This is a genomic window from Longimicrobium sp. (genome assembly GCA_036389135.1).
Classification (GTDB): domain Bacteria; phylum Gemmatimonadota; class Gemmatimonadetes; order Longimicrobiales; family Longimicrobiaceae; genus Longimicrobium.
The window spans coordinates 13534-39667 of sequence record DASVQP010000029.1; the positions used below are offsets into that span (position 1 = coordinate 13534).

A 26134-nucleotide genomic window follows, 5' to 3' on the forward strand; every position below is an offset into this window, starting at 1 on the left:
GACCCCATGAACATTCTGAAGCTTCCGCGCGAGGCGACGGTGGAAGACCTCTACGAACTGGACGATAAGGCGGAGATCGTCAATGGTCAGATCGTACTAAGGGGGGGCACGGGGTTCAAGCCCAATCGTGCCGCGGGGCGGATCTACCGGAGCCTCGACGACCACGAAGTAAACCGTGGCGGTGGGTACGCGCTCACGGATGGCGCAGTGTTCGTCGTCAACCTTCCGCACCGGCAGTCGTTCAGTCCAGACGCAGCCTGGTACACAGGTGCTCCTACGGAGGGAAGGTTCATGCAGGGGCCTCCTGCGTTAGCCGTGGAAGTGCGCAGCCAGGGTGATTACGGACTGCGGGCCGAGCGCGAGATGATGGCGAAGCGCGCCGACTACTTCGCCGCCGGAGCGCAGGTAGTGTGGGACGTGGACGTGCTGCGCGACGAGGTGATTCGCGTATACAGGGCAACGGAGCCGGACACGCCCGTCATTTACCATCGCGGCGAGACGGCGGAAGCGGAGCCGGCGGTGCCCGGCTGGCGGTTTCTCGTCGATAATTTGTGGCTGTGACGCTGACCCGGGCCGCAAACGCCGCCTCCCGATCGTGCCGCTTCCCACCTCCGGACAAGACCATGCGAGCACTCGTACTGGCAGCGGCGCTGGCCGCACTCTCCGCCTGCGCGGCCGAGGCGCCGGAGCGAGAGGAGGCTGCCCAGGGCTCCCCGGGAGCGGCGCAAAGCTCCACCCCGGCGACGGAGGTTGCGGTGCTTCCCGGCACGGAGGATCGGGCGGGGTGGCGTGAGATCCTCGGCTGGGGAGAGGACTGCGAGGAGCGCCGCCGCGCAACGGCTGCCGCCGAAATGGGTGCCGGAATCGAGGTGGATACGCTCGGCGAGGGGCGCTACCTCGTGCAGGTGCTGTGCTATCCGGGCGCATATCAGCCGGGGAAGCTCGTGTTCGTCCAGGGGCCGGGGCGCGCGTCCGCCCCGCTGCGCCTTCCGGGGGGCGACGAGGGCGGCTCCCCCGAAGACTCCATTCCGTACGTGAACGGCATCACCGAATTCGACCGCGCCACGCGCGAGCTGGAGGTACTGTCGAAGTCGCGCGGAGTGGGCGACTGCGGCAAGCTCGTCCGCTTCGCCTTCCCGCGGGGGGTTCCCACGGTGAAGTGGCAGCGCGGCCAGGAGTGCGGGGACGCGGAACCGCCCATCATGGAGCCGCACCGGTGGCCGTTCATCCCAGCCGACACGAGCGCATCGCCGGGAGTTGGAGGAACGGCGGTTCGTTGAGGATGCGGAGGCACTCCGCGCGGAGTGCAGCAAGACTTACGAGCACCCTGGAGCCCGCATGCGCCGCCTTCCTCTCTTTCCGCTGCCGGTGGTGCTCTTTCCGGGCGGGCCGATGCCGCTGCACATCTTTGAGCCGCGCTACCGGCAGATGATGGCGCACTGCGTGGAGGGGGACCGCACGTTCGGGCTGCTGTACCACGATCCGGACTGTGCGGGGCCGTACACCGTGGAGCCCGGCCACGTGGGGTGCACGGCAAAGATCCTCAACTACCAGCCGCTTCCCGACGGCCGCTCGCTGGTGCTGGTGCGCGGCGGAGAGCGGTTCGAGGTGGAGGACGGCATCGAGTCGCCCCACCTGTACTGGGAGTGCGTCGCCGCGCCGTACGCGGACGAGGACGCGGCGGAGTTCGGGCTGATGGAGCACCGGCTGCGCTCCATCGAGCTCTTTTACGAGGTGCTGGAGCAGGTCGTCCGCCATCCGCGGCCATTCCCGGAGATCGACGCGGAGGAGGAGACGGCGTTCCAGCTTGCGCGGGCGATCCGCGTGGATCCCGCGTGGCAGCAGCGCCTCCTGGAGCTCCGCTCCGAGCGCGAGCGGCTGGATCACCTGGACCACCTGCTGCGCTCCGTGCTCGACGCCGGCCCGGACGACGAATAAACAACAAGAGCATCACACAGAGGGCACAGAGGGAACCACAAAGCCGCAGAGAACCCCTTCTGCCGTTCTCGCGGTACCCTCTGTGTCTCTGTGTGAGGCGCAGTTGAGCCCTTTTCCCAAGCGGGACAACGATGAATGATGACCTGATCGGCCGCCGCGAGATGCTGCGGCGCGCGATGATGGCGGCCGGGGCGCTGGTGGCCCACCCGCTGCTCGGCTCCGCGACGGCGCCCGCGGACGACCGCGCGCGGCTGGCGAGCTGGGTGCGCACCCTGCGCGCGGAGCGGCTCATGACGACGCGCGTGCCGCTGGGGCGCGCCGTGGCCCGCGTGGGAGAGCTGTCGCTGGGGTCGCCGTACGTGGCGGGGATGCTGGACGCGTACGCCAAGGAGGGCGGCGACCCGCGCAGCGAGCCGCTCACGCTGGACCTTTCGCGCTTCGACTGCGTGCTGCTGGTGGAGGGGTGCCTGGCGGTGGCGCGCGCCGCCCACGGACAGGGGCGGTGGAGCGACTTCGCCCGGGAGGTGGAGCGGATGCGCTACCGCGGCGGGGTGAGGAACGGCTACGCCAGCCGCCTCCACTACTTCAGCGAGTGGATCGAGGACAACGCCCGCCGCGGCCTGCTGCGCGACCTGGGCACGGAGCTGGGAGGCACCCGCGACGAGCGCCCGCTGCGCTTCATGACCGAGCACCGTTCTGCCTACCCCGCCCTGCGCGACGGCGCCACCTTCCAGGCCATCGCCGAGCGCGAGCGTGCGCTGGACGCCATGCGCCGCGTCGTGATCCCCACCGACCGGATCGCGGCGGTGCAGAACCGCATCCAGACCGGCGACGTGCTCGCATTCGCCACCCGCATCGCGGGGCTGGACGCGACGCACACGGGGTTCGCGTACCGCGACCGGGCGGGGGTGATGCGCGTGCTGCACGCCCCGCTCTCCGGCGGCGCGGTGGAGGTGAGCCGCCGCACCCTGCCGGAGTACGTGGCCGCCATCCGCAACGCCACCGGCATCATGGTGGCGCGGCCGCTGCGGGCTTAAGCGTGGATGAGCAATGCTGGAAGGCTCTTGCGCGCTCCGCGCCGACAGTCTAGAAAGTAGACATCCGTTTCACCCGGCACCGCTCCGCGGGCCGGCACACGCCCGCACGCGGGCGAACCCACACGCTGGAGACCGTTGATGCGCCTACCCAGTCTGCGCCGGTGTCTCGGAGCGGCCCTGCTCGCCGCCGCCGGAGGGCTCACGGCCCTTCCCGCGGCGGCGCAGGACCCCGCGTACGTGATCACCGGCACCGTGGTCGACGCCCAGAGCCGGGCGCCGCTCCCGAACGCGGCGGTCCAGATCCGCGGCGGGTCGACCGCGACCGTGCTGCGCACCCTGACCGACGCGGCTGGCCGCTACCGGCTGCGGGCCCAGGTGAACCCCGGCAGCTATACGATCCAGTACTCGCTGATCGGCCGGCAGACCACCACCCGCCCGGTGACGCTCGCCGCCGCCCGCGAGGTGACGATGGACGCGGTGGCGCTGACCGCCGCCGCCCTGGAACTGCAGGAGCTGGTGGTGACCGGCACCGGCGCGCCGGCCGAGCGCCGGCAGCTGGGGAACACCGTGGCCAGCGTGACCGGCGAGGCCGTGGCCGAGGCCCCGGGCGCCACCTCGGTGGACCAGGCGCTCCAGGGGAAGATCGCCGGCGCCGAGATCAGCGAGACCTCGGGGCAGCCGGGCGGCGGCGTCAGCATCCGCCTGCGCGGCACCAACACCATCCTGGGGAACGCCGAGCCGCTGATCGTTGTGGACGGCGTGATCGTGGACAACAACAACGAGGCGCTGGTGGGGCTGGGCGCCAACGCAACCCGCACCAACACCGCGCTCACCAACCGACTGTCCGACATCGCGCCGGAAGACATCGAGCGGGTGGAGGTGCTCAAGGGCGCCGCGGCGGCCGCGCTGTACGGCTCGCGCGCCAACAGCGGCGTCATCCAGATCTTCACGCGCCGCGGCCGTCAGGGGCGTCCACAGGTCAGCTTCCGCACGGAGATGCAGGCGTCGCGCACCCCCGGCTTCCTGCGGCTGAACCGCGAGACGAAGATCGGCCGCGCCGAGGTGCTCTCCGGCATCCCGGCGTCGCGCACGGGCGCGGACACGGTGCGCTACGACTTCCAGGACCAGGTCTTCCAGACCGGCGTCGGCACCAGCAACCAGCTCTCCGTATCGGGCGGGGGCGAGGGGACGACGTACTACCTCTCCGGCAACTGGAACGACGAGGAAGGGATCGTGCGCTCCACCGGCTACGAGCGCTTCGGCGGGCGCGGGCGCATCACGCAGCGCATCTCCGACTGGCTGGAGGTGGGGGCGAACGGGAGCTTCCTGCGCACCCAGACCAACCTGGTGCCCGAGGGCGAGCAGACGCAGGGAATCCTGACCGGGATCATCTTCACCCCCACGCACTTCAACGCGGCGGCGCGCGACACGCTCACCGGGCGCTACGTCTACAACCCCATCGTGGGCGCCAACGTGCTGGACGTGGTGGAGAACTGGGAGGCGCGCAACGACGTGACGCGCTTCCTGGGGAGCGCGCAGGCCACGGCCACGCCGCTGCCGAACCTGACCATCACCTACCTGGCCGGGATCGACGACGGGCGCGAGGAGAACACCTACCTGCAGCCGCGCGCCTCCACCGGGGCAACCTTTACGGGGTCGCTGCAGACGCCGGTGCGCTCCATCCGGCGCTTCAACAACGACCTGACCGCCACGCTGGAGTCGCAGCTCCGCCCGGGGCTGGGGCTCACCAGCACGGCCGGCTTCCGCTACACCAACGACCGCACCAACACCATCCGCTCGGCCGTCTCGGACATCCTTCCCGACCAGCAGCTGGCGATCGGGGCGGTGCAGACGGCTTCGCAGTCGCTGGTGGAGCTGCGCACCATGGGCGGCTTCCTGCAGGAGCGGGTGGCCATCGCGGACCGCCTCTTCCTTACGGCCGGCATCAACGCCGAGGCGTCGTCGGCGTTCGGCGCGGGCCAGCGCTGGCAGATGTTTCCGCGCCTGAGCGCGTCGTACGACGTGCAGGACGAGCCGGGCTTTTCCACGGGGCCGCTGGGACGCGTGTTCAGCGGGCTGCGCCTGCGCGCCGCCTACGGGCAGACGGGCGGCCAGCCGCCGAGCGAGTACCTCAACCAGGTGACGTACACCAACGTGCTGTACGGCGGCCGCGTGGGGCTGCGCCCGGACACCCGGGCCGCCAACCCCGAGCTGAAGCCGGAGAGGCAGCGCGAGTACGAGTTCGGCGCGGACGCTGGCTTCTTCAGGGACCGCATCGCGGCCGAGTTCACCTACTACGACAAGGTGACCACCGACCTGGTGCTCTCGGTGCCGCTGGCGCTAACCAGCGGCTTCGCCAACGAGTTCCGCAACATCGGCGAGCTTAGCAACCGCGGCATAGAGCTGTCGCTGAGCAGCGTGAACGTGCAGCGTCCCGACTTCACCTGGAACAGCCGCTTCCTCTTCGCGCGCAACCGCAACAAGATCGAGCGTCTGAGCGCGGCTTCGGACACGCTGACCTTCGAGTACCTGAACGCGGTGATCGAGGGGCAGCCGCTGGGCGTCTTCCTGGGCCGCGTGTACCCGCGCGACTCCGAGGGCAACAAGCTGCACCTGGGCGCGGGCGGCGTGCCGGTGAACGCGCGCGACACCCTGCGCGACGCGAGCGGCAACATCATCCGCAACGCGGACGGCACGCCGGCGAACGTCTTCCGCCGCCGCATCCTGGGCGATCCGAACCCGGACTTCACCGCTTCGCTGCAGAACTCCTTCAACATCCGCGGGGTGGAGCTGGCGCTGCTCGTGGACGGGCGCTTCGGCAACGAGGTGGCCAACTTCACGCGCCGCAGCTCGGAGTTCTTTGGCTCGGCCCCCACGGCCGGGATGGAGGCGCGCGGCGACACGATCTCGGGCACCTTCAGCCGCAACACGGAGCGCAACCTCCTGTGGGAGGAGTTCATCGAGGACGGCTCCTTCGTGAAGCTGCGCGAGGTGGCGCTGGGCTACCGCTTCGACGCCCCGTGGGTGCGCCGCTTTGGCGCCAACGAGGTGGGGCTGCGCGTGGCCGGCCGCAACCTGCACACCTGGACCAGTTACAGCGGCCTGGACCCGGAGATCAACCTGTTCGCCGCCAGCACGGTGGCGCGCGGTGTGGACTTCGCCACCACCCCCATCCCGCGCACCGTCGTGGTGAGCCTCGACTTCAACTTCTAAGGCACGCATGAACTTCTTGAACCACGGGCGGGGCGCAGGGCGCGCGGGGGTGGCGCTGCTGATGGCGGCGCTCGCCGCCACCGCGGGGTGCGACCTGGACCTGACCAACCCGAACGCCCCCCTGGAAGAGGACGTGCTCACCGACCCCGAGCTCGTCCTGACCACGGCGGTGGGGATCCAGAAGCAGTACGCGGACAGCATTCTCGTCTTCGTCCGCGCGCCGGAGCTGGTGACGGACCAGTGGGGGGCCCGCTTCCTGGCGCTGCCCGCCGACCAATCGCTGGTAACGGGCACGCCCGACCCGACGTTCGGGGTGGTGGGCGACCCCTTCGCGGCGGCGTACCGCATCGCGCGCACGGCCGACGTGCTCACGCGCAGCGCTCCGGGGGTGGGGCTGAGCCGCGGGCAGGTGGTGGGGATCTCGGTGCTGTCGAAGCTGCTGCGCTCCATGGCGATCGGGCACCTGACGACGCAGTACGAGCAGATGCCGCTGACGTACGACACGCTGGGCGCCCCGCCGCGCCCGCGTGCCGAGGTGCGCGACTCGGTGATCGCGACGCTGGAAAGCGCGCGCGCCGAGCTGGCGACGGTAACCGACGACGAGCTCGCCCCCTTCCGCACGCGGGTGCTGGTGCCCAGCTCGGGCGCCGGCATCGACCTGCGCAACACGGTGGACGCGATGCTGGCGCGCTACTACCTGTTCGACGCGCGCTACCCGGAGGCGCTGGCGGCGGCGGGGCGGGTGAACCGCACGGTGGTGTCGCACCTCCAGTACCCGCTCCCGGGGCAGAACCCGATCTGGCAGTACGGGCTGAGCCTGAACTACGTGGGCGCGCGCAGGGAGTTCTTCCTCGAGGCGCAGCCGGGCGACGCGCGTCCGGCGTTCTGGGCGAACCGCAGCCCCGGCGCCACGCTGGGCAACCCGGACTCCATCTTCACCTTCCGCGCGTACGGCGGCGCCCGCACGGATGCGTACCCGCTGTACCTGCCGGACGAAATGCGCCTGATCCAGGCGGAGGCGCAGGCGCGGCTGGGGCGGCTGGATCTTGCCGCGGCGCTGATCAACCAGGTGCGCTCGGAGGGGCGGGACGTAAACGGCCTGTGCCCGGCGCAGCCCACGACGGCGCTTCCCGAGCCGCGCGGGTGCCTTCCGCCGCTCCCGGCGAGCGCGCTGGACACGGAGGCCGAGGTGTTCGCGCAGATCCTGTACGAGCGGCGCTACGAGCTGTTCGGGCAGGGGCTGCGCTGGGAGGACCTGCGGCGGCTGCGGGCGTACACGTCCGAGCGCCCGTCGATCGAGTTCCTGCCGTACCCGCAGTCGGAGTGCGAGAGGAACCCGAACTCCGGCTGCTGATGGGCCGGGGCGAGTGATGTGAAGAGGGGCGTCCGGGTGGGCGCCCCTCTTTTTCGCGCGTATTCGGCGGCGTGCGGCGGGGGAGCGGCGGGGGATGAAATGAATCCCCCGCCTGGAACGACGGGAAGACCGCTGAAGCGGTCTCGTGCACCGACGTTTATGAGCGCGCCGGCCTTCAGTCGCACCCGAAAGCGGGCTGCGGAGAAGCGGATGGCACGGGCAGCCACGTGGGGCGGCCCCTACCGAATTCGTGTGCGGGGCGGGGGTCGAGGAAGGCGGAGGGAGGGCGTGATGAATCACGCCCCTACGATGGGGGTCGTAGGGGCGTGAGGCGGAACGAGGGTCAGCGGGTGCGGACGGAGACGCCGACGGTGGTGGCGCCGCCGGGGTCCACGCTGACGCGGGCGGCGGCGGGGGGCTGGAACTCCTGCCACTCCTCCCGCGCCAGCGCCCAGCCCAGCGCCCCGCCGATGGCACCCCCAAGCACCGCCCCGCTCGCCGCGGCAAGAGCCGTGGTGCCGGGAATCTCCCAGCGGTCGCCCGATTCGGAGGTGGCGAGGAGGGGGCCGCTCACCAGCCCCGCGGCGCCCAGGGAGATGGCCCCCATGCGGGCGCCGCGCCAGGCGGTGTGCTGGCGGCGCACTCCCAGGCTTCGCGCCAGCCCGCGCACGTCGGCGAAGGGGATCGTGCGCTCCACCCCGGTGCCGCGCTGGCGGACGGTGAGCCCCTGCCACTCGTAGGCGGTCAGCACGCCCATGAACGGGCCCTCCCCCTGGTCCGGCGTGACGACGCGCACGGTGTCGCCCACTCCCAGCGCGCGGATGCGGCTGTGCTGCGCGTGGGCCGCGCCCGGCACGGCGGCCAGGAGGAGAAGGACTGCAAGAAGGCGGTTCGAGATTGTCTTCGTCATCGGGAGAGCGGCGGGTTGAGCAGCGTGCGAGCCCGTATGGTGGCGCACGAAACGAGCCCGGGCAAGGGAGAGGGGCTCGCCGCGTGCTTCCGCGATGGGGCGACCCTCCGCTCCCGATCCGACATTCGCCGCCGAGTCGCAGGGCTCTCCGAGCTTGACACAATCGCATGCCGCCTTTATTGTGCCATTCAGACGTATCGAAATTTGAAGCGGGGCACATCGCCCCGTCCGGCACAGCGACCGGGCGGGGCCTTTTTGCGTCCCCAAAGGCTGACGGAACAGAGAAGGGCCGACTCCAGGCCCCCCGGCAGAGCGATCCGGGACCGGTTGCAGACCCGCCGCGGCGAATGTCCGCGGCGGGTACGGAAACCGTCCGCCACTCGTGCGGCGGACCCGGCCCGGAGGGGAGCATGGCAAAGGCGCACACGCTGGTGGAGGACTTCAACGACAACGCCCCCGACAACACGCGGTGGTGGGTGTTCGGCGACGCGCGGGAGGTGAACCGGAGGCTGGAGCTCTGGAATCTCAGCAGCAAGGCGGACAGCTACGCGGGCTACACCGCCAAGGACGCGTACGACCTCACCGCCTCCCGCATCTGGGTGGAGCTGGTGCGGGCGCCGCGCACCGGGCAGGCGCAGCTGCGCGCGTACGTCAGCGAGGGGAACGAGATCGCCATCGGGCTCGTCAACGGGCTCCTCCGCTGCGAGCAGCAGACCGGGGGCGCGTACCTGGTGTTCCTCACGGTGCCATACGACTTCCAGGCGCACCGCTGGCTCCAGATCCGCGAGCAGCACGGCACGGTGTTCTGGGAGGTCTCGCGGGACGGGTGGGAGTGGACGACGCTGTTCAGCAACCCCGCCCCCTTTGCGCTCACCGGCATCAAGCCGGGGCTGTTCAGCGGCACGTACCAGGCGGCGCCCGCGCCGGGGCTGGTGGTGTTCGACAACCTGAACGTGCGGGAGACGAGCCTCTCGCGCCGCGTGGACCAGCGCCGCCTCTCCGCGCGCGAAGTCCGCGAGCAGGCTGCCGAGCTGGCGGCGCGCCGTCCCCACGAGGAGCACGCCAACAACAACGACGAGGTCGACTACCACGCCACGCCGCTGGCCGGTAACTACTCCAAGAGCCTCAAGCACGACTCGCTGGGCGACCCGGTGGGCTACTCGTACGCGTCGCTGCTGCGGGCGCTGCAGAGCGAGGACCCCGGCGACTTCGAGGAGATCGTGCTGGCCTCCACCGACGCGCTCAAGCTGACCAACCCGCAGTCGGGGCTGGCGTTCGACGTGGAGGGGCCGGATGCGCAGGAGCTGACCATGGCGCCGGCGCCGCGCTTCGACAGCGAGCAGACGGCGCACGAGGCGGGGGAGCTGTACTGGATGGCGGCGGCGCGCGACGTCCACTTCGCGGCATACGGCAGCAACGCCACCATCGCCGCCGCCATCACGTCGATGAACGGCGAGTTTCCGTGGTTCGGCGGCACCACGCCCGTAACGGCGCAGAACGTCTTCCGGGGGATCTACCCGGGCGAGCAGACGGGGCCGTACGTCAGCCAGTTCCTGCTCAAGGGCAACACCGATCCCCGCAAGCCTGCCGGGTTCGGGCGCGACGCCTTGGACGGCTTCATCTCCTACGGCGCCCGCGTCATCGACCAGCGCCTGGTTCCCGCGCTCGCCGGTAAGAACTATCTGGGAGGGTTCCCGGTGTGGCTCGACGTGCAGAACGGGATGGACCGGCGCGGCATGGACCTGTTCGAGAGCACCCGCGTCTTCATCCGCAACCTGCGCGATGGTGCCACCTTTGTGCACTTCGACCAGGTGCTCGACGCCTTCTACAACGCGGCGTGGCTCCTCATGTCGGAGCCCACGGGCAACCAGCTCAGCTTCCAGTCCGGCGTCACCAAGCGGCCGCAGATCGACGCGGAGTTCGCCAAGAACGCGGGCAACCCGTACGACCCCCCCGGCGTGCTGATGGACGCGCGCAAGCAGGTGGGGTTCGCCACCTTTGGGCCCATCCACCTGCTGCAGGTGCTCGGCGAGGTGCTGGGCCGCGCGCTGCGGGCCGTGTGGTGGCAGAAGTGGGGAGTGCACCGCCGGCTGCGTCCAGAGGAGTACGGCGGGCGCGTGCACAACCAGATGATGTTCAACCAGAGCGCGGGCACGCAGGGGCGCGCCTACCCCCTTCACACCAGCATCACCACGTCGCTGCTGGGCGGCGGGCTGGCTCCGTACTTCGGGCAGCCGGGGGAGCTCTCCCCCTCCTCGTACCTGCTGCCCCAGGCGTACTCCGAGGGCGCACCCACGCACCCGGCGTACGGCGCGGGGCACGCCACCGGCAGCGGGGCGCTCGCCACCATGCTCAAGGCGTTCTTCGACGAGACGGCCGTCATCGAGAACCCGCTCCTGGCCAGCACCGACGGCCTGTCGCTGGTCGCGTACACGGGCGGCGACGCGGGGCAGATGACGGTGGGCGGCGAGCTGAACAAGCTGGCCGGGAACATCGCCATCTTCCGCAACGCGGCGGGGGTGCACTGGCGCAGCGACTACACGGAGTCGCTCCCCTTTGGCGAGGCCATCGCCATCCGCATGCTCCAGGAGATGTCGCTGGGCTTCAACGAGGACGACGCCTACTTCCAGCTCACCCGGTTCGACGGCCAGACCATCCGCATCTTCGACGGCAAGGTGGTGGCGCTGGTGTGACGGCACGATGCGGCGGCACTTGACCGGCCCGCGGAGCTCCGCTATCCTTACCTCCGAAGATTTACCGAAACCAGACAGGGGCCCAGAGCTCCGCCCGGCATAGCGCCGGGCGGGGCTTTTTCGTCCGTACGACAGGGCTCCCCCAGGGAGAAGGAAGGGAGGGCATCCTCCACGCTTCGGCGGCCGTGCGGCCGTGGGGCGACCCCGCCATGACGGGGAAAGCGGGCCAACGGGCGCGGCTGTCGCGCCCATCATACCCACAGAGGAGCCCCACCATGCCACAACTCCCCAGGCGCGAAGAGCAGCGCCGCCTCGCGGCACTCGGCATCCGGCAGCAGGGCGCCGAAGTCGCCGCCGAGCGTCCGCACGAGATCGACGACAACAACGGTGACGAGATCACCCAACCTCGCTTCATCGGCAACTACTCCAAGGGGCTACGCCACGACACCGTGGGCGACCCGGAGCCGGTGTCGTACGGATCGCTGCTGCGCGCGCTGGAGAGCCGCGACCCGCGCGACTTCGACCAGATCCTGCTGGGCCCCGGCGGCTCCAAGCTCACCAACCCCCAGGCCGGCCTGGCCTTCGACCTGGAAGGGCCGGACGCGCAGGAGCTGGCCATGCCGGCCGCGCCCGCGTTCGCCAGCGACGTGGCGGCGGCGGAGATGGGCGAGCTGTACTGGATGGCGGTGGCGCGCGACGTCGCCTTCGTGGACTACGCCGGGAACCCCGACATCGCCGCGGCGGTCAGCTCGCTGAACACCGAGTTTCCCTGGTACGGCGGGCCGGCGCCGGTGACGGTGGACAACGTCTTTCGCGGCATCTTCCAGGGCGAGCAGACGGGGCCGTACGTCAGCCAGTTCCTCCTCAAGGGGAACAGCGACCCGCGCAAGATGCCGGGCGGCGGGCGCAACGCCACCGACGGGTACATCGCCTACGGGTCGCGGGTGATCGACCAGCGGCAGCAGACGGTGGTGCCCGGCCAGGACTACCTGCTCGACTTCCCCTGGTGGCTGGACGTGCAGAACGGCGTGGACAAGCGCGGCCTGGACGTCTTCGACTTCTCGCAGCGCCGCTTCATCCGCAGCCTGCGCGACGGCGCCAACTACGTCCACTTCGACCAGGTGATCGACTCGTACTACAACGCGGCGTGGATCCTCCTTTCGGAGCCCACGGGCACGCAGCAGACCGCGAACGCCGGCGCCATCCCCATGCGCAACCGCGAGTTCCCGTTCGACCAGGGGAACCCGTACTCCCCGTCCGGCACCGTGTCGCCCACGCAGTCGGGGTTCGCCACCTTTGGCGACCCGCACGTGCTGGAGGTGCTGTCCGAGGTGATCGGCCACGCGCTGCGCGCGGTGTGGTGGCAGAAGTGGTTCGTGCACCGCCGCCTGCGCCCGGAGGAGTACGGCGGGCGCGTGGACAACCACCTCAGCGCCCGGCGCACCTACACCGGAATCGGGTGGACCGCCCTCCTCAACTCCCTGACGGCCGGCGGGCTGGCCCCCTACTACGGCCAGGCGGGGGAGCGCTTCCCGTATTCGTACCTCCTGCCGCAGGCCTTTCCGGAAGGGGCGCCCACCCACCCCGCGTACGGGGCGGGGCACGCCACCGTGTCCGGCGCGTGCATCACCATCCTGAAGGCGTTCTTCGACGACACCAAGACGATCGAGAGCCCGGTGGTGCCCAGCGCGGACGGACTCACGCTGCTGGCGTACGGCGGCCCCGGCGCCACCACGATGACGGTGGGGACGGAGCTCAACAAGCTGTCCGGCAACATCTCGCTCTTCCGCAACGCGGCGGGCGTGCACTGGCGGAGCGACGACACGCAGTCGCGCCTCTTCGGCGAGCGGATCGGCATCCGGCTCCTGCAGGAGCTGACGCTCACCTTCAACGAGGACAGCGCCTTCTTTGAGCTCACCACGCTCCAGGGGCAGCGGATCCGCATCCAGAACGGACTGGTGGACCTGGTCTAGGTCCAGGCGCAACGCCGGCCCCGCCGGGACGGCACACCACTTTTCGGCCGCCGCGCCCTGCCCCGCACGGGGCGGCGCGGCGGCCCCACGAACCAGGAGCGACATGAACACGCGAGTGGACAACTTCATCATCCGTACGGCCGACGGCCCGCGCTTCGCCAACTCCCTGGTGCTGGGCCGGGGCGTGCCGATCCACACCACGCCGGGCGGCCTCCCCGAGCTGGTGGGCGAGCTGATTCCCTCCGGCGGCGACGACACCGTGGGGCTCCGCGCCGCCATCGCCAGCACCAGCTTCCCCCTGCGGCTGGGGCCCGGGACCTTCAAGGTGAACGGCCCCATCTCGGTTCCCGCCAACCGCGTGGTGGCGGGTCGCGGAGCGGACGCCACGGTGATCCTCGCCACGCACGCCGGCCCCGTGTTCGAGCTGGCGGGGGACCAGGTGAAGATCGAGGACCTGACGGTGCAGGGGCCCGGCGAGGCGGTGGCGGGGAGCGTGGCGGTGGCCAACGTGGCCACCGCGCCGGGGGGGCTGATCAACAACGTCGCCCTGAGCGGCCTCAAGATCCGCGACGTGCAGCGGGGGATCGTGCTCAAGGGCTCCAACCTGCACGTCTCCCGCACCATCGTCACCCTCACCGGGACGGTGGGGATCGAAGCGACCTGGGGGAACGGGATCACCGTGTCCGACGTGGACGTGGACGGCATCGCGGGGAACGCGCTCTTCTTCGACCGGGCCACGGCGCTCACCTGCACCGGCGTGCGCGTGGCGTCCAGCACCACGGGGATCTACGTCACGGGCTCGCACGGCATCTTCATCGGTGGCTCGCGCGTGCTCAACAGTGGGAACGGAGTGACGGTGGACACCAGCAGCCTCGCGGAGCTCTCGGGGGTGGAGGCGGCGGGGTGCACCACCGGGTTGCTGATCCGCAACTGCGCCGCCGTCTCGCTGAACGGGTGCGGCACGGTGCACGGCAGCGGCACCTCGCTCACGGTGCGCGGGGGGACGTTCAACGGCTTCGGCATCGCGGTGAACGGCTTCTACGCGGAGATGTCCACCAGCAGCACCCCGTACGTGCTGGTGGACACGGGCGCGAAGGGGGTGATGATCAACAGCATCCATCACCGCGGATCCACCTCTGCCGCGTTCGACGTGGACGTGGCGGCGGCGGGGGGGCGCGTGGTGTTCATCCAGCACGATTTCGCGCTCGCGCGCATCAACTCCGGCGGCAACTTCGCCGCGCTCTGACGGAACCGGCGGCGGGCTCCCCACGGGGCCCGCCGCCACCCATCCGCCGCGGACGTGGCGCTCTGAGCAACGGAGTTCCGCGGGCGTGCTCCGCGCGAACAGTAGATCGCCGCGCGCGAATACGGCCCCGCCAGATGGCGGGGCCGTTTCACCTGAACTTGCGGATTGGCGCGGCCCCGTACCGGGCGGCCCAGTCCTCGACCTTTTTGATCTCCGCCGGGGTGAGGCGCGGCGGCGGCGGAAGCGGCGTCGTAACGGACGTATCGCCACGACGGTAGGTTGCGCCGCGGCCACTACCCCGCCCGCAGCACCTCGTCGCCCGCCACGACGAACACGTGGTCGCCGGGGAGCGGCGCGACGGTGGCGGCGCCGGTGAAGGCGCCGAAGGCGGGGAGAATCCCCACCGCAGCGCCGAAGTGGAAGCAGGGGAGGCGCTCCCTCGCCCGGCCGCGCCCGCGCAGGATGGCGGCGGGGTGCACGTGGCCGGCCAGCACGTAGCCGCGCGCGTCGGGCTCGGGGTGGTGCGCGTAGACAAAGGGCGCGGACGCGAGCGGCGGGTCCGCCACGCGGAAGCCGAGGTCGGCCGGGGGATCGCCGGCGCCGCGGTCGTGGTTGCCGCGCACCAGCGTCAGCCGCAACGCCGGGTGCCGCGCCCGCCATCCGCGCACCTCCGCCAGCACCGCCGCGGACTTCCCCTGCCGCGCATGGAAGAGGTCGCCCAGGAAGACGATCTCCTCCGCGCCGGTGTGCTCCAGTGCCGCGTCCAACCGGGCGAGCCCCTCGGCGGTGGTCCCGCCGGGCACCGCGATGCCGGCGGCGCGAAAGGTGGCCGCCTTCCCCCAATGCGCATCCGCCACCAGCAGCTCCCCCGTCGCCGGCCGGAAGAGCGCCCGCTCCGGCAGCAGCACCACGCGCTCCCCCGCGACCTCCGTCTCGATCACGCTCAGACCGGCTCGGGCTGGAAGGTGATCGGAAGCTGCACGCGGACCCGGACCGTGCGGTCGTTCACGATGGCGGGGGTGAAGCGCATCCGGTTGGCCACGCTGATGGCCGCCGTCGAGAACTCCCCGTTGCTGCTTTCCAGCACCTCCACGCTGGCCGGATCCACCGATCCATCCTCCACGACCGTGAAGCTCAGCAGCACCGTTCCACCGACCCCGGCATCGCGCAGGAGCGGAGGGTAGGCACGCTCCAGCGCCCGCTGGACGGCCGCGTAGTTGTTCAGCTGTGGCGTCACGTCGATGTCTTCGATTCCGTACGTCCGCCCGTCGCCCATCGGCGGAGGGAAGCGGGGCGGAGGCGGAGGCATCACGACGTCTTCGTCTTCCTGGTAGGGGACCGGATCGGGGCCTCCGCTTACCGCATCCGCCGTCAGGCCGGCGGCGACGGTCAGGAGGAGCATGACGGCCGCGAGCTGGCTCCAGTTGCGCGGGTTGCTGCGCGGCTGCAGCGCCGCCAGCGCCGCGACGAGCGCCAGGATGCCGGCGAAGAGCTGCCCCAGACCCAGCGGCATCATCGCCAGCAGGAGGAGCGGAAAGACCCAGACGGCCGGGTCCGCGACGGAGCTCTGCACCGCCGCCAGCGCACGCGCGGGGAGCGGGGCCGCGGGGGGAGCAGGCCGGCGCGGGCGGGGGGCGGGCGCCGTGGCAGCCGCCGGTGCGGGTACGGGCGGTGGCGCGGGGCGCCGCATGCGCGTATCCACGCGGCTCGCGGCCTCGGCGGTGGCCGGGAAGGGGTCGCGGCCGCGCAGCAGGCGGGCGCGCTCGCACCACGGGCAGATTCCCAGGTGCGCGCCAAAGCGGTGCTGCGGGTTCAGGTCACAGCGGCGCAGCTCCCCCTCCGCCTCCTTCAGCGCGTCGCGCCAGCTCTCCGCGGTGGGGCGGGCGGCGGGGTCCTGGTGCCCGTCCACGAAGCAGCGCACGAACAGCTCGCGGACTTTGGGATGCAGGACCTCGAAGGAGAGCGCCAGCCGCGGCGGCGTGGCCGTGCGCCCGGGGCGGTCGCTGGCGTACGGGAACATCCCCGCGCGCAGCCGCCCCTCCAGCGGTTCCGGCTCCGCGCCGCCCTGCGTGCGCACGGCGAAGGGGTGCGTTCCCTCCATCAGCAGGAGGAAGAGGAGGACGGCCAGGCCGAAACGGTCGTGCTCCGGAGTGCGGTCCACCGCGCCGAAGGGGACGCCCTGGAGCTCGGGCGCGGTGAACTCCGGCCGTCCGACGCGCGAACGGTAGACGGCGCCGGTTGCGGGGTCGGGGACCTGGAAGCCGTCCGTGTCCACCAGCGTGACCGCGCCGTCGGGGGCCACCAGGATGTTGGACTCGTTGACGTCGCCCACCACGTAGCCGCGCTCGTGCAGCGCGGCGAAGGCGGCGGCGAGGTTGGCCCCCGCGCGGTGCAGCAGCCCGTAGTGGAAGAGCGGCGCACGCGTGCGGCGCGTCACCGGGTTGTAGAACTCGAAGATGCGCGGCCCTTCCGCGCGCGGCATCAGGAACCCGACGGGCCGCCCTTCCTCGTCCACGACCCCCTCCTGCGGCCACGCGAGCCGCACCGCGCCCTCCGGATCGGGCCCCAGCAGCGGCGGCGCGGCGATCATGCGCGCGATCTTGCGGGCGCGCTCGGGCGTGGGTTGGCGGAAGAGCTTGACCACCCGCTCCGCATCGCCCGGCAGCGCAAAGACGCGCGCCTCCCCGCCGGCGCCCAACTCCAGCGACGGATCCAGCCGCAGCGTGACGCCGCGTGCGCGAAGGAGGGGGATGGGGGGGTCAGACATTGAGAAAGTGCGTGAGTGCGTGAGTGCGTGAGTGCGTGAGTGCTAAGTGCTAAGTGCTAAGTGCTGAACTACACACGGTTAGCACTCAGGACTTAGCACTTAGCACTTCCAGTTCGTGCCGCGATCACCAGCGTCAGGTCGTCGTCCGCGCGGGCGGTGACGCGCGGGCCGGCGAGAAAGGCGGCCAGCTCGGCCTCGCCCGCCCTCGCATCGTCGGTCTCGCCAGCGAAGCGGAAGAGCGGGGCGAAGAAGGGCGCGTGCGGCGCATGGTCCGGACGGCGCAGCGCCAGGCCCTGCAGCCCGTCGCTGAACGCGGCCAGGTGCAGCGGGGTGCCGCTCCAGGTGCTCCGCTGCACCGCGTCCAGCGCGCCCGGCGAGGTGAGGAAGACCGTCTCGTTCACGAACTCGCCCCCCATCGGCACCGTGATCGAGTGCATTCCATCGGCACCTTCCACCACCAGCGCACCGTCGCCCACCTGCGCCGCGGACACGTCATCGTCGCCGGCCAGGGCGAGGATCAGGGTGGTCGCCAGCTCGCGAGGAGCGGCGTTGCGGCGCGATGCCTCCTGCTCGACGGCGGCGAGCGCGGCGATCAGCGCGCGGTCCAGCGCCGGGCCCGCGTCGCCGCCATCGGCCAGCGCATCGATGGCGGCGCGGGCGGCGGCGGCGGCTCCCGCGGCGGCGTGCGGGGCGGATCCGGCGCCATCCGCCACCGCCAGCGCGACCGAGCCGCAGGGTAGAACGCGCCAGGCGTGCGCATCCTGGCACGGCGTACCCTCGCGCACGTGGCGGGTGCCGCGGACGGACGCGCCCAGGACGCGCCAGGTCACAGCTCAGCCCAGCCGCTGGGCGGCGGAAGCGCGATCTCGTCGCCGGGGCGCGAGTGCGCGATCCCCTGCATGCTCCGCGACAGCCACACGAACATCTCGCGGAAGTTGAGCCCCTTCAGCCGCAGCGGCGCGCGCACCGAGATCTTGGCCAGCCGGTGCAGGTTCGCGCCCTCCACCCCCACGGCGAAGAAGGCCACGCGCTTCGCCGCCTCCGCCTCGCGCAGCTCCTTCGCCGCCGCGGCGACGGCCTCGGGCGGCTCCCCCTGCGGCTCGCCGTCGGTCACCATGAAGATCCACGGCCGGTAGTACCCGATGTCGTACGCACGGTACGCCGCCTTGCGCTCCTCCACGAGCTGGAGCGCCCGTCCGATGGCGGCGGCCATGCGCGTCTGCCCCTCGGCGCGCAGGGCGGGGACCTCCCACTGGTCGGGCGGCGCGAAGTCCTGCACCACGCGCACGGCGTTGTCAAACGTCACCACCGCCACCTCCACACGCCGCGCCGCCAGCGGATCGACGGCCAGGTCGAAGCGAAAGGTCTCCAGCCCGTCCAGCATCGCCTCCAGCGGCTCCCCGGCCATGGAGCCGGAGGTGTCCAGCAGGAGGACGCACGGGCAGCGCGGCTCCGGGTTCTCGGCGAATTCCACGGCTTCGTCCAGACGCGACAGCATCTTCGCCCTCGGTTGCGAGTGGGCCTAACGGCGGTCAGCGGGGGGCCGCCCCGCCTCCTCGATCCAGGCGGGCACGGCCGGCTCGGGCTCCAGCGGCACGCGGCGCGTGATGGCCCAGCGCTGCAGCCACGACATCCCCGCACGCCCCGCGTACCGGTCCGGCTGGCGGTACGCGGGGTCACGCAGCGCCCGGTCCAGCGGAACAAAGGTGTATCCGCGGCGGCGAAGGAGCGCCACCAGCTCGCCGAAGTAGTCCGCGTTCAGCCGGTTCGCGTGCAGCAGCAGGATCTGCGCGGGTTCGCGCCGCTCCAGGCGCCGCCCCAGCCCCTCGTAGTACGCGAACGTGGTGTCCGAGTGCCGCAGGTACTCGGCGGCGATGCGGCGCAGCGACGCGCTGTCGCCACGAGCCGCCGCGTGGTCGTACGCCACGGCGAAGCGAAAGTCTTCAGTATCCACCGTCACCGGCGCCACCTGGTAGCCGTTGCGGGCCAGGAAGCGCTCGAAAACGGCCTTTGTGGCCAGGTCGGGGCCCGTGTTCAGGAACGGGTGGCGGAAGAAGCGCGGGCGCTTTCCGGCCATCAGGCGCCGCGTCACCACCTCGCCGCGCAGCACGTCGGCCTGAAAGGTGTCCAGCGGGGTCGTGTAGAACGAGCGGTGGGAGTAGGTGTGGTTCCCCAGCTCCAGCCCCGCGTCGGTCCACACCTCCAGGAGCGCGGCCGGCGTGGAAGGGCCCGCCAGCTTCCCCTCGTTCACGAACCCGACGGCTGGCACCCCCGCGGCCTTCACCCGCCCCACCAGACGCGTGGTCCACTCCGCGATCTCGGGCGCCGTGCCGGCGCTGACGCGCGCCCACGGCAGGTCGTCAAAGGTGACCGCCACGGCCCGCGCGTGCAGCGCGCTCTCGGGAGCCGGCGCCGGCTGCGCGCAGCCGGCGAGCGCCAGCACCAGGATCATCCGGCCACGAGGGTGCATCGCCATTCCGTTGTGTGTGGGTAATCCATGGGCGGGGCTCCGCCGCGCTCCCTCATCCCTCATCCCTCATCCCTCATCCCTCATCCCTTATCCCTCATCCCTGCCCTTCCCCTACCCAGCCGCCCTCTCCAGCCGCACCTGCATCTTCCTCACCCGGTCGCCCAGCGACTCGCTGGAGACGCGGTTGCGCGCGCGGTCCACCAGCAGCGGAAAGGCCAGCGGCGGCGTGCGTTCCGGGTTCGTCACGATTACCCGGCTGGCGGCGAGGCGCTCCAGCGTGCGGCCCAGGCGGCTGCTCTCCAGCTGGCGTTCCAGCACCTCGCGGTGCGCCTGGCTCAGCAGCAGGTTCTGCGGATCGAAGCGCTGGAAGACGTCGAAGAAGAGGCCGCTGGAGGCCTGGAGCTGGCGCGCCGTCTTTCCCGCGTGCGGAAGGCCGGGGAAGACGAGCCCCGCCACCCGCGCGATCTCGCGGAACTGCCGCTTCGCCATCTCGGTGGCGTTGAGCGACGCGGGGATGTCGTCCACCAGGTCGCGCGGGCTCAGCAGGCCGGCCGCAAGCGCCTCGTCCAGCGGCGCCTCGTCGGCCGAGAGGAGCTCCACGCCGTAGTCGTTGGCGGCCAGCGTGAACGAGATCGGGCGCATCCGCGAGATGCGGTACGCGAGGAGCGCGGCCAGCCCCTCGTGCACCAGGCGCCCTTCAAAGGGGAAGAAGAAGAGGTGGAACCCCTCGCGCGTCTTCACCCGCTCCACCAGCAGCTCGTCCGCCGCGGGGATGCGGCTCCAGCGCGCCTGGATCTCCAGGATGGGGCGCACCGCCTCCATCTCCGGGTCGCGGAAGACCCCCTCACGCGCCTCCTCCAGCCTCCGCCGCAGCGCCGCCGCCAGCTCGGTGGAGAGCGGCATGCGCGCTCCCATCCAGCGGGGGATGAAGCCCTTGATGCTCCCCGCCTTGCGCACCCACGCCGTCATCTCGCGCACGCGCACGAACTCCACCGGCTTGCCCGAGAAGATGAAGCGGTCGCCGGGGCGCAGGCGCGCGATGAACGACTCCTCCACCGATCCCAGCCGCGCGCCCTTGAGGTACTTCACGCTGACGGACGCGTCGCTCACGATGGTGCCCACCGCCTGCCGGTGCCGCCGCGCCACGCCACCGTCCTCCACGCGCCACCAGCCGTCCTCGCCAGGGACGACGCGGGAGTACTCGGGATACGCGCGCAGCGCCTCGCCCCCGCGCGAGACGAAGTCCAGCGTCCACTCCCACTCGTCGTCGCGAAGCCCGGCGTAGGCGCGGGTGGAGCGCACTTCGTCACGAAGGTCGTCCGGCCGGAAGCCGCCGCCCAGCGCCACCGTCACCACGTGCTGGGCCAGGACGTCCAGCGGACGCTCCACGGGGAGGCGGCTCTCGATGGCGCCCGCCTTCACGGCGTCGCGCGCGGCGGCCACCTCCACCAGCTCCAGCGCGTTGGTGGGCACGCAGGTGACGCGGCTCTCCACGCCCGGGCGGTGGCCGCTGCGGCCCGCCCGCTGGAGGAGGCGCGCCACCCCCTTGGGGCTCCCCACCTGGAGCACGCGGTCCACGGGCGAGAAGTCGACCCCCAGATCCAGCGACGATGTGGCGACCACGCAGCGCAGGCGGCCGGTGCGCAGCCCCTCCTCCACGAAGTCGCGTGTGGAACGATCCAGCGAACCATGATGCAACGCGATCACCCCCGCCCACTCCGGCCGCGCGGCGAGGATCGCCTGAAACCAGATCTCCGTCTGCGAGCGCGTGTTGGTGAAGACGATGGCCGTCTGCCCCTCCTCCACCGCCGCGACGACCTGCGGCAGCATCTGCGTTCCCAGGTGCCCGGCCCACGGGAAGCGCTCAATGGTGCCGGGGATCAGCGCGTCGATGCGCACCGGCTTCGGCTCCTCGCCGCGGACGATGCGCCCCGGGCCGGCCGCGCCCAGCAGCGTGTCCAGCGCCTCGCCCAGGTTGCCGATGGTGGCCGAGAGCGCCCAGGTGCGCAGCCCCGGCCTCCACCCGCGCAGCCTCGCCAGCGCCAGCTCGGTCTGCACGCCGCGCTTGCTCCCCATCAGCTCGTGCCACTCGTCCACCACCACCGCGCGCAGGTCGCGAAAGAGCTCCGGCGCATCCGGCCGCGTCAGGAACAGCGACAGCGACTCCGGCGTGGTGAGCAGCGCGCTCGGAAGCCGCCGCCGCTGCCTCGCCCTCGTCGCCTGCGAGGTGTCGCCCGTCCTGGACTCGAGCGTCCAGCCGATCCCGAGCGCCTCCAGCGCGTTGCCGAGCGCGACCTCGGTATCGGCCGCCAGGGCGCGCAGCGGGGTGATCCAGAGCACGCGCAGCCCCGGCGCCTTGCCGCCCTGCGGATGCTCCTCCATCCACTCCAGCAGCGGCCCCATCCACGCCGCGTACGTCTTTCCCGTGCCGGTGGCGGCGTGCACAAGCCCGCTCTCGCCATCGCGGTACGCATCCCACACCTCGCGCTGAAACCCGAACGGCGCCCATCCGCGCGACGCGAACCACGCCTCCACCCGTTCGAGCGCGGCGTCGCGTGCGGCCATCGGAGCGGCGGGTGCGGTGCGGGCCAAGATCCTGCCCCGGTGCGGGTGGATGCGACGGACCCCCGCCACACGAGGCAACGACCGCGCCCGCGCGAAATCCAGCCGTTCCGCGCGCTATCGCACCCGGGAAAACAGGCCGGCCGTCCACTGAACGTCCAGTGAACGGCCGCGGGGGTGCTGGTTTCTGCCGCGCGTCACGCGTCCAACACGCCGATGCTCACCAGCCATTCGTCACGATACCGGCGCTGCTCCTCCACCGTCGCCGGCAGCACGTCAGGCCCGGTGGCGAAAATATCCTGCAGCTCCGCTCCGCTTGAGTGGCGCCCTGGCGTGAGGCGGTAGGCGCGAAGTCCGGCCCCCATGTCACGCGCCATTCCGGATGGGTACACGTTTCGGCTCGCGCCGTAACAGAGCAGCCGCGTTCCGTCCTGCTCCAGCACCTCGCGAATGTGGCACAACGCTTCGAAGTAGTCGCTCGCCTCCGCATGGAGTGTCCGGCCCTGGTGCGTCAGGCTGAGCCTGCACGCGCCGTCGGCGGCGGCGAGCGACACTCGCGCCTCTTCCACGGTGCCGCCGGGGAGAAGCATCTGGATCGTGCGAGTTTGTTCGGCCATTTGCGGGTTCTGCTCACGGCGGGTGGCGGCGGGCCGGGCTCCTACGGCGCCTTCCGCGCCGCCACGCCGAACATCAGCGGCAGATCGGGGACGCCGGGGGGCGGATGGAAGCGGCGGTGCTCGTCGGCGCGCATGCCGGGGTGGAGCAGGCAGCCGTTGCTGTACGGCCACTCGCGCAGCGCCTCCAGGGTGAGCCCGGCGTCCAGCAGCGCCGTCACCACGTCGGAGATCCCCCAGGCGAACTCCCAGGTGGGGTGCGGGTTGCGGAAGTCCTGCACTCCCGGCTCGGCCCGCGCGCCGTGCAGCAGCCCCTCGCCCGAGGCGGCCACGTAGTCGCCGATCCCCTCTGGCTCATGGATCGGCGTGCCGTACGAACGGTACGGGTAGAGGGGCCGCAGGTCCCCGCCCTGCATCATGGCCGCGGGGTGGAACTCCACCAGCACGAACCTTCCTCCCGGGCGCAGCACCCCCGCGATCCCGCGCCCCCACGCCTCCAGGTCCGAGAGCCACCCCACCGCGCCGTACGACGAGAAGACCCGGTCGAAGGTGCGCCCCGCCTCTGCCGCCTCGCGCAACCAGTCGTACACGTCCGCGCGCTCGAACTCCGCCGCGATCCCGCTCGCCGCCGAAAGCTCGCGCGCGAAGCGGATCGCCTCGTCGCTGATGTCCACCCCCGTCGCGCGGGCGCCGCGGCGGGCCAGGGACAGCGTGTCCTGCCCCGCGTTGCACTGCAGGTGCAGCAGTTCCAATCCCTTCACATCGCCCAGCAGCTCCAGCTCCTCGGGAAAAAGGGTATCGCCGCCGGCGCGCAAGAACGCCGCCTGGTCGCCCTTGTGGCTGTTGTGCGCGGCCGTGGCGGCGTTCCAGGAAAGCCGGTTCTGCTCGTGGAGGTCGTGTCGCATCTGTACCCAGAAGAAGGATCGGCGAAGAGCCTCAACGCTCGACTCCCCGTTGGAGCTGGAGCGCCCGTTCGTATACGCGAGAGCAGAGGGCGTCCGCGTTGGGCGAGAAGGTGCCGTCGGTAAGACTGCCAATACCGCCGTAGCATTCGAGGATGCGCTGCAAGCCGTGCGTGTCGCTGTTGCGTAGCTCGCGCTCGGCTCGCGCGAGCTCATCGTTCAGCTCCAGGCTCACGTCGCCTCGTATAAGTTCCCGGAGCCTTGTCAGGTCCGCGATCAACGCGGGAACCTCCGGGTGGAGCGTCGCCGATCCAACGGGACTGCTGGCTGGCTGAACGTCGGGCACGATGCCGGGTTGGGCCGTGCGGCCGAGGACCGCCTCCACGACCAGGGAACCCAGGATAAAAGTGGTGCACCCCACCACGATAGCCTGGATAGCTCCAGCATTTGGGAACGGAGCCTCGGAGCCGAACTCGGCGGCATAATAGTATTCAGCGATCTCGTCGAGGACCCCCACGACCACCAGGGTTGACCAGAACGACCGCCAAACCGCGCTCAGGCGGCGCGTGAGCAGGGTCGTAACCCCCCCGAGCACCGCGGCCCACGCGAGGTAAGGCAGGCTCAGCGGGCGGACGGGCGCAGTGGCCACCCACGTCGCAACCCCCAGAAGGAGCAGCAGCCCAGCGACTTTGTTTGATCGGGGAATATGTTGAAGCATGTACCGGGACCCTCTCGACGTTTAGGGTCGATGAACCCTTCTTAGGAACCTCTACAGAGGGAACTGCAAGCCGCGGAGAACCCCTTCCGCTGTTCTTTTCGTTCCCTCTGCGTCTCTGTGTGAGGCTGTTCACCCCTCCAGCAGCCCGATGATCGTCTCCAGCGAATCCGCGTCCTCGGGCTTCTTGTCGGTGCGCCAGCGCAGAATGCGGGGGAAGCGCACCGCCACGCCGCTCTTGTGGCGCGGCGAGCGCTGGATTCCCTCAAAGGCCAGTTCGAACACCAGCTCCGGCTTCACCGTGCGCACCGGACCGAACTTCTGCAGCGAGTTGCGCCGCACCCACGCATCCACCTGGCGGATCTCGGCGTCGGTGAGGCCGCTGTACGCCTTGGCAAAGGGCACCAGCTCGCCCTCCTTCCACACCGCAAAGGTGTAGTCGGTGTAGAGCGATGCGCGCCGCCCGTGCCCCCGCTGCGCGTACACCATCACCGCGTCGAGGGTAAAGGGCTCCACCTTCCACTTCCACCAGTCGCCGCGGCGCCGGCCGGTGCGGTAGGGCGAGTCAAGGCGCTTCAGCATCAGCCCCTCCGAAGCGCGCTCGCGGGCGCCGCGGTACGCCTCGATCACCGCGTCCCAGTCGCCTGCCGGGACGATGGGGGAGAGCGGGATGCGGTCCGTGGCGCCGGTGGGGAGGGAGGCGATCAGCTCCTCCAGCCGCGCGCGACGCCAGCGCAGCGGCTCCTCGCGCACGTCGCGGCCGTCGATCTCCAGCAGGTCGTAGGCGAGGAGGACGACGGGGACCTCGGCCAGGATCTTGGGGCCCAGCACCTTGCGCCCGATGCGCCGCTGGAGCTGCGCAAAGGGGAGCGGGCCGCCCTCCTTCCACGGCAGGATCTCGCCGTCGAGCACGGTACCGTCGGGCAAGAGGCCGGCGGCGCGCGCCAGTTCGGGGAAGCGCTCCGTGATCAGCTCCTCGCCGCGCGACCAGAGGTACACGCTGCCGCGCCGGCGGATCATCTGCGCGCGGATGCCGTCCCACTTCCACTCCGCCTGCCACTCGCCGGCGTCGCCCAGCGATTCGGGGCCGCCGTCCAGCGCGTACGCAAGGTAGAAGGGGTAGGGGCGGCTGGCGTCGGCGTCGCTGGTGTCTGCGCCGAAGAGGCGGGTGTAGAAGCCGGGCGTGGGGTCCCAGGTGCCCATCAGTCGGTGCGCCACCGTGGGCTCGTCCACCCCGCCCACACGGGCCAGGGCGCGCACCACCAGGTTCTGCGACACGCCCACGCGAAAGGCGCCGGTGATCAGCTTGTTCCACACGTACGCCTCGGGGCCGCTGAGCTCGGCCCACGCGCCCCGCATCGCCGCGCGCTGGCCGGCCTCGTCCTCGTGGCGCATGGGGAGAAGGCGCTCCTCCACCCAGCGGTGCAGCGGCAGGTCCTCGCGCTCCTCGGATGGCGGCGGAAGGAGCAGGGTGATGGTCTCCGCCAGGTCGCCCACGGCCTCGTGGCACTCGGCGAACATCCACTCCGGCACGCCGCCCATCTCCATCGCCCACTCGGCCAGCCTGCGCGCGGGCACCAGCCGCTTGGGCCGCCTTCCGATCAGGAAGTGCACCGCCCACGCCGCGTCCTCCGGCGCCGCGGACGCGAAGTAGCGCGCCAGCGCGTCCACTTTTTCGCCGGTGCGCGTGGTTTCGTCCAGCTCGGCGTACAGCTCGGCGAACGCTCTCATCGCAGCGAC

General features: G+C 71.3%; 20 protein-coding genes. 9 read left to right on the forward strand and 11 right to left on the reverse strand.

Translation table 11 applies throughout. The annotated features are described in order from the left end of the window. Positions 1 to 6 precede the first annotated feature (6 nt). From VF584_06525 to VF584_06550, 6 genes are all read left to right on the forward strand, one after another. Positions 7 to 561: a Uma2 family endonuclease gene (locus VF584_06525; GenBank protein ID HEX8209825.1), complete on the forward strand. Its 555-nt coding sequence runs from the start codon at positions 7 to 9 to the stop codon at positions 559 to 561. 62 nt (positions 562 to 623) lie between these two features. Beyond that, on the forward strand, positions 624 to 1280 hold the full coding sequence (locus tag VF584_06530) for a DUF1176 domain-containing protein (protein HEX8209826.1): 657 nt from the start codon (positions 624 to 626) through the stop codon (positions 1278 to 1280). 58 nt (positions 1281 to 1338) lie between these two features. Next, complete coding sequence (locus tag VF584_06535; GenBank protein HEX8209827.1) at positions 1339 to 1938, forward strand: LON peptidase substrate-binding domain-containing protein; 600 nt, start codon at positions 1339 to 1341, stop codon at positions 1936 to 1938. A 131-nt stretch (positions 1939 to 2069) separates the two neighbouring features. Beyond that, the gene (locus tag VF584_06540) at positions 2070 to 2975 is read left to right on the forward strand and encodes an N-acetylmuramoyl-L-alanine amidase-like domain-containing protein (protein ID HEX8209828.1); all 906 of its coding nucleotides are present in this window, start codon (positions 2070 to 2072) and stop codon (positions 2973 to 2975) included. Between the two features lie 138 nt (positions 2976 to 3113). Further along, entirely contained in the window at positions 3114 to 6188 is a 3075-nt protein-coding gene (locus VF584_06545; protein HEX8209829.1) for a SusC/RagA family TonB-linked outer membrane protein, read from the forward strand. Positions 6189 to 6195: 7 nt separating this feature from the next. Beyond that, positions 6196 to 7542 (forward strand): RagB/SusD family nutrient uptake outer membrane protein, encoded by a 1347-nt coding sequence (locus tag VF584_06550; protein ID HEX8209830.1) that lies wholly within the window; start codon positions 6196 to 6198, stop codon positions 7540 to 7542. 343 nt (positions 7543 to 7885) lie between these two features. On the opposite strand, the gene VF584_06555 is transcribed toward VF584_06550, so the two are convergent. After that, on the reverse strand, positions 7886 to 8452 hold the full coding sequence (locus tag VF584_06555) for a hypothetical protein (GenBank protein ID HEX8209831.1): 567 nt from the start codon (positions 8450 to 8452) through the stop codon (positions 7886 to 7888). 410 nt (positions 8453 to 8862) lie between these two features. Between VF584_06555 and VF584_06560 the strand changes: the two genes are divergently transcribed. From VF584_06560 to VF584_06570, 3 genes are all read left to right on the forward strand, one after another. Beyond that, the gene (locus VF584_06560) at positions 8863 to 11145 is read left to right on the forward strand and encodes a vanadium-dependent haloperoxidase (GenBank protein ID HEX8209832.1); all 2283 of its coding nucleotides are present in this window, start codon (positions 8863 to 8865) and stop codon (positions 11143 to 11145) included. Positions 11146 to 11420: 275 nt separating this feature from the next. Further along, on the forward strand, positions 11421 to 13118 hold the full coding sequence (locus VF584_06565) for a vanadium-dependent haloperoxidase (protein HEX8209833.1): 1698 nt from the start codon (positions 11421 to 11423) through the stop codon (positions 13116 to 13118). 103 nt (positions 13119 to 13221) lie between these two features. Next, the gene (locus VF584_06570) at positions 13222 to 14364 is read left to right on the forward strand and encodes a right-handed parallel beta-helix repeat-containing protein (protein ID HEX8209834.1); all 1143 of its coding nucleotides are present in this window, start codon (positions 13222 to 13224) and stop codon (positions 14362 to 14364) included. 293 nt (positions 14365 to 14657) lie between these two features. Here the strand turns inward: VF584_06570 and pdeM are convergent, their stop codons facing one another. The 10 genes from pdeM to VF584_06620 form a co-directional block, all read right to left on the reverse strand. Continuing rightward, positions 14658 to 15305 carry a ligase-associated DNA damage response endonuclease PdeM gene (pdeM, locus tag VF584_06575; GenBank protein HEX8209835.1) on the reverse strand — a complete coding sequence of 216 codons (648 nt, stop codon included), beginning with the start codon at positions 15303 to 15305 and terminating at the stop codon, positions 14658 to 14660. Positions 15306 to 15307: 2 nt separating this feature from the next. After that, complete coding sequence (locus VF584_06580) at positions 15308 to 17131, reverse strand: TonB family protein (protein ID HEX8209836.1); 1824 nt, start codon at positions 17129 to 17131, stop codon at positions 15308 to 15310. Positions 17132 to 17223: 92 nt separating this feature from the next. Continuing rightward, positions 17224 to 17961, reverse strand: coding sequence for a PP2C family serine/threonine-protein phosphatase (locus VF584_06585; GenBank protein ID HEX8209837.1), 738 nt, complete (start codon positions 17959 to 17961; stop codon positions 17224 to 17226). Further along, a complete protein-coding gene (locus tag VF584_06590; protein ID HEX8209838.1) occupies positions 17958 to 18629 on the reverse strand; it encodes a VWA domain-containing protein in 672 nt (223 codons plus the stop codon). The genes VF584_06585 and VF584_06590 overlap by 4 nt, the downstream gene beginning before the upstream one ends. Before the next feature lie 24 nt (positions 18630 to 18653). Then, on the reverse strand, positions 18654 to 19601 hold the full coding sequence (locus VF584_06595) for a polysaccharide deacetylase family protein (GenBank protein ID HEX8209839.1): 948 nt from the start codon (positions 19599 to 19601) through the stop codon (positions 18654 to 18656). Positions 19602 to 19712: 111 nt separating this feature from the next. Further along, positions 19713 to 22166, reverse strand: coding sequence for a ligase-associated DNA damage response DEXH box helicase (locus VF584_06600; GenBank protein ID HEX8209840.1), 2454 nt, complete (start codon positions 22164 to 22166; stop codon positions 19713 to 19715). A 194-nt stretch (positions 22167 to 22360) separates the two neighbouring features. Further along, positions 22361 to 22780 (reverse strand): hypothetical protein, encoded by a 420-nt coding sequence (locus tag VF584_06605; GenBank protein ID HEX8209841.1) that lies wholly within the window; start codon positions 22778 to 22780, stop codon positions 22361 to 22363. A 41-nt stretch (positions 22781 to 22821) separates the two neighbouring features. Then, positions 22822 to 23682, reverse strand: a complete 861-nt coding sequence (locus tag VF584_06610; GenBank protein HEX8209842.1) for a class I SAM-dependent methyltransferase — start codon at positions 23680 to 23682, stop codon at positions 22822 to 22824. Between the two features lie 31 nt (positions 23683 to 23713). After that, entirely contained in the window at positions 23714 to 24328 is a 615-nt protein-coding gene (locus tag VF584_06615; GenBank protein HEX8209843.1) for a hypothetical protein, read from the reverse strand. 198 nt (positions 24329 to 24526) lie between these two features. After that, positions 24527 to 26125 (reverse strand): ATP-dependent DNA ligase, encoded by a 1599-nt coding sequence (locus tag VF584_06620; protein HEX8209844.1) that lies wholly within the window; start codon positions 26123 to 26125, stop codon positions 24527 to 24529. Positions 26126 to 26134 lie beyond the last annotated feature (9 nt).

What these genes read in the sequence shown, in the direction of transcription:
- VF584_06525 (HEX8209825.1), top strand. Translation starts at nt 7, where the DNA reads ATGAACATTCTGAAGCTTCCGCGCGAGGCGACGGTGGAAGACCTCTAC.
- VF584_06530 (HEX8209826.1), top strand. Translation starts at nt 624, where the DNA reads ATGCGAGCACTCGTACTGGCAGCGGCGCTGGCCGCACTCTCCGCCTGC.
- VF584_06535 (HEX8209827.1), top strand. Translation starts at nt 1,339, where the DNA reads ATGCGCCGCCTTCCTCTCTTTCCGCTGCCGGTGGTGCTCTTTCCGGGC.
- VF584_06540 (HEX8209828.1), top strand. Translation starts at nt 2,070, where the DNA reads ATGAATGATGACCTGATCGGCCGCCGCGAGATGCTGCGGCGCGCGATG.
- VF584_06545 (HEX8209829.1), top strand. Translation starts at nt 3,114, where the DNA reads ATGCGCCTACCCAGTCTGCGCCGGTGTCTCGGAGCGGCCCTGCTCGCC.
- VF584_06550 (HEX8209830.1), top strand. Translation starts at nt 6,196, where the DNA reads ATGAACTTCTTGAACCACGGGCGGGGCGCAGGGCGCGCGGGGGTGGCG.
- VF584_06555 (HEX8209831.1), bottom strand. Translation starts at nt 8,452, where the DNA reads ATGACGAAGACAATCTCGAACCGCCTTCTTGCAGTCCTTCTCCTCCTG.
- VF584_06560 (HEX8209832.1), top strand. Translation starts at nt 8,863, where the DNA reads ATGGCAAAGGCGCACACGCTGGTGGAGGACTTCAACGACAACGCCCCC.
- VF584_06565 (HEX8209833.1), top strand. Translation starts at nt 11,421, where the DNA reads ATGCCACAACTCCCCAGGCGCGAAGAGCAGCGCCGCCTCGCGGCACTC.
- VF584_06570 (HEX8209834.1), top strand. Translation starts at nt 13,222, where the DNA reads ATGAACACGCGAGTGGACAACTTCATCATCCGTACGGCCGACGGCCCG.
- VF584_06580 (HEX8209836.1), bottom strand. Translation starts at nt 17,131, where the DNA reads ATGTCTGACCCCCCCATCCCCCTCCTTCGCGCACGCGGCGTCACGCTG.
- VF584_06590 (HEX8209838.1), bottom strand. Translation starts at nt 18,629, where the DNA reads ATGCTGTCGCGTCTGGACGAAGCCGTGGAATTCGCCGAGAACCCGGAG.
- VF584_06595 (HEX8209839.1), bottom strand. Translation starts at nt 19,601, where the DNA reads ATGCACCCTCGTGGCCGGATGATCCTGGTGCTGGCGCTCGCCGGCTGC.
- VF584_06600 (HEX8209840.1), bottom strand. Translation starts at nt 22,166, where the DNA reads ATGGCCGCACGCGACGCCGCGCTCGAACGGGTGGAGGCGTGGTTCGCG.
- VF584_06605 (HEX8209841.1), bottom strand. Translation starts at nt 22,780, where the DNA reads ATGGCCGAACAAACTCGCACGATCCAGATGCTTCTCCCCGGCGGCACC.
- VF584_06610 (HEX8209842.1), bottom strand. Translation starts at nt 23,682, where the DNA reads ATGCGACACGACCTCCACGAGCAGAACCGGCTTTCCTGGAACGCCGCC.
- VF584_06620 (HEX8209844.1), bottom strand. Translation starts at nt 26,125, where the DNA reads ATGAGAGCGTTCGCCGAGCTGTACGCCGAGCTGGACGAAACCACGCGC.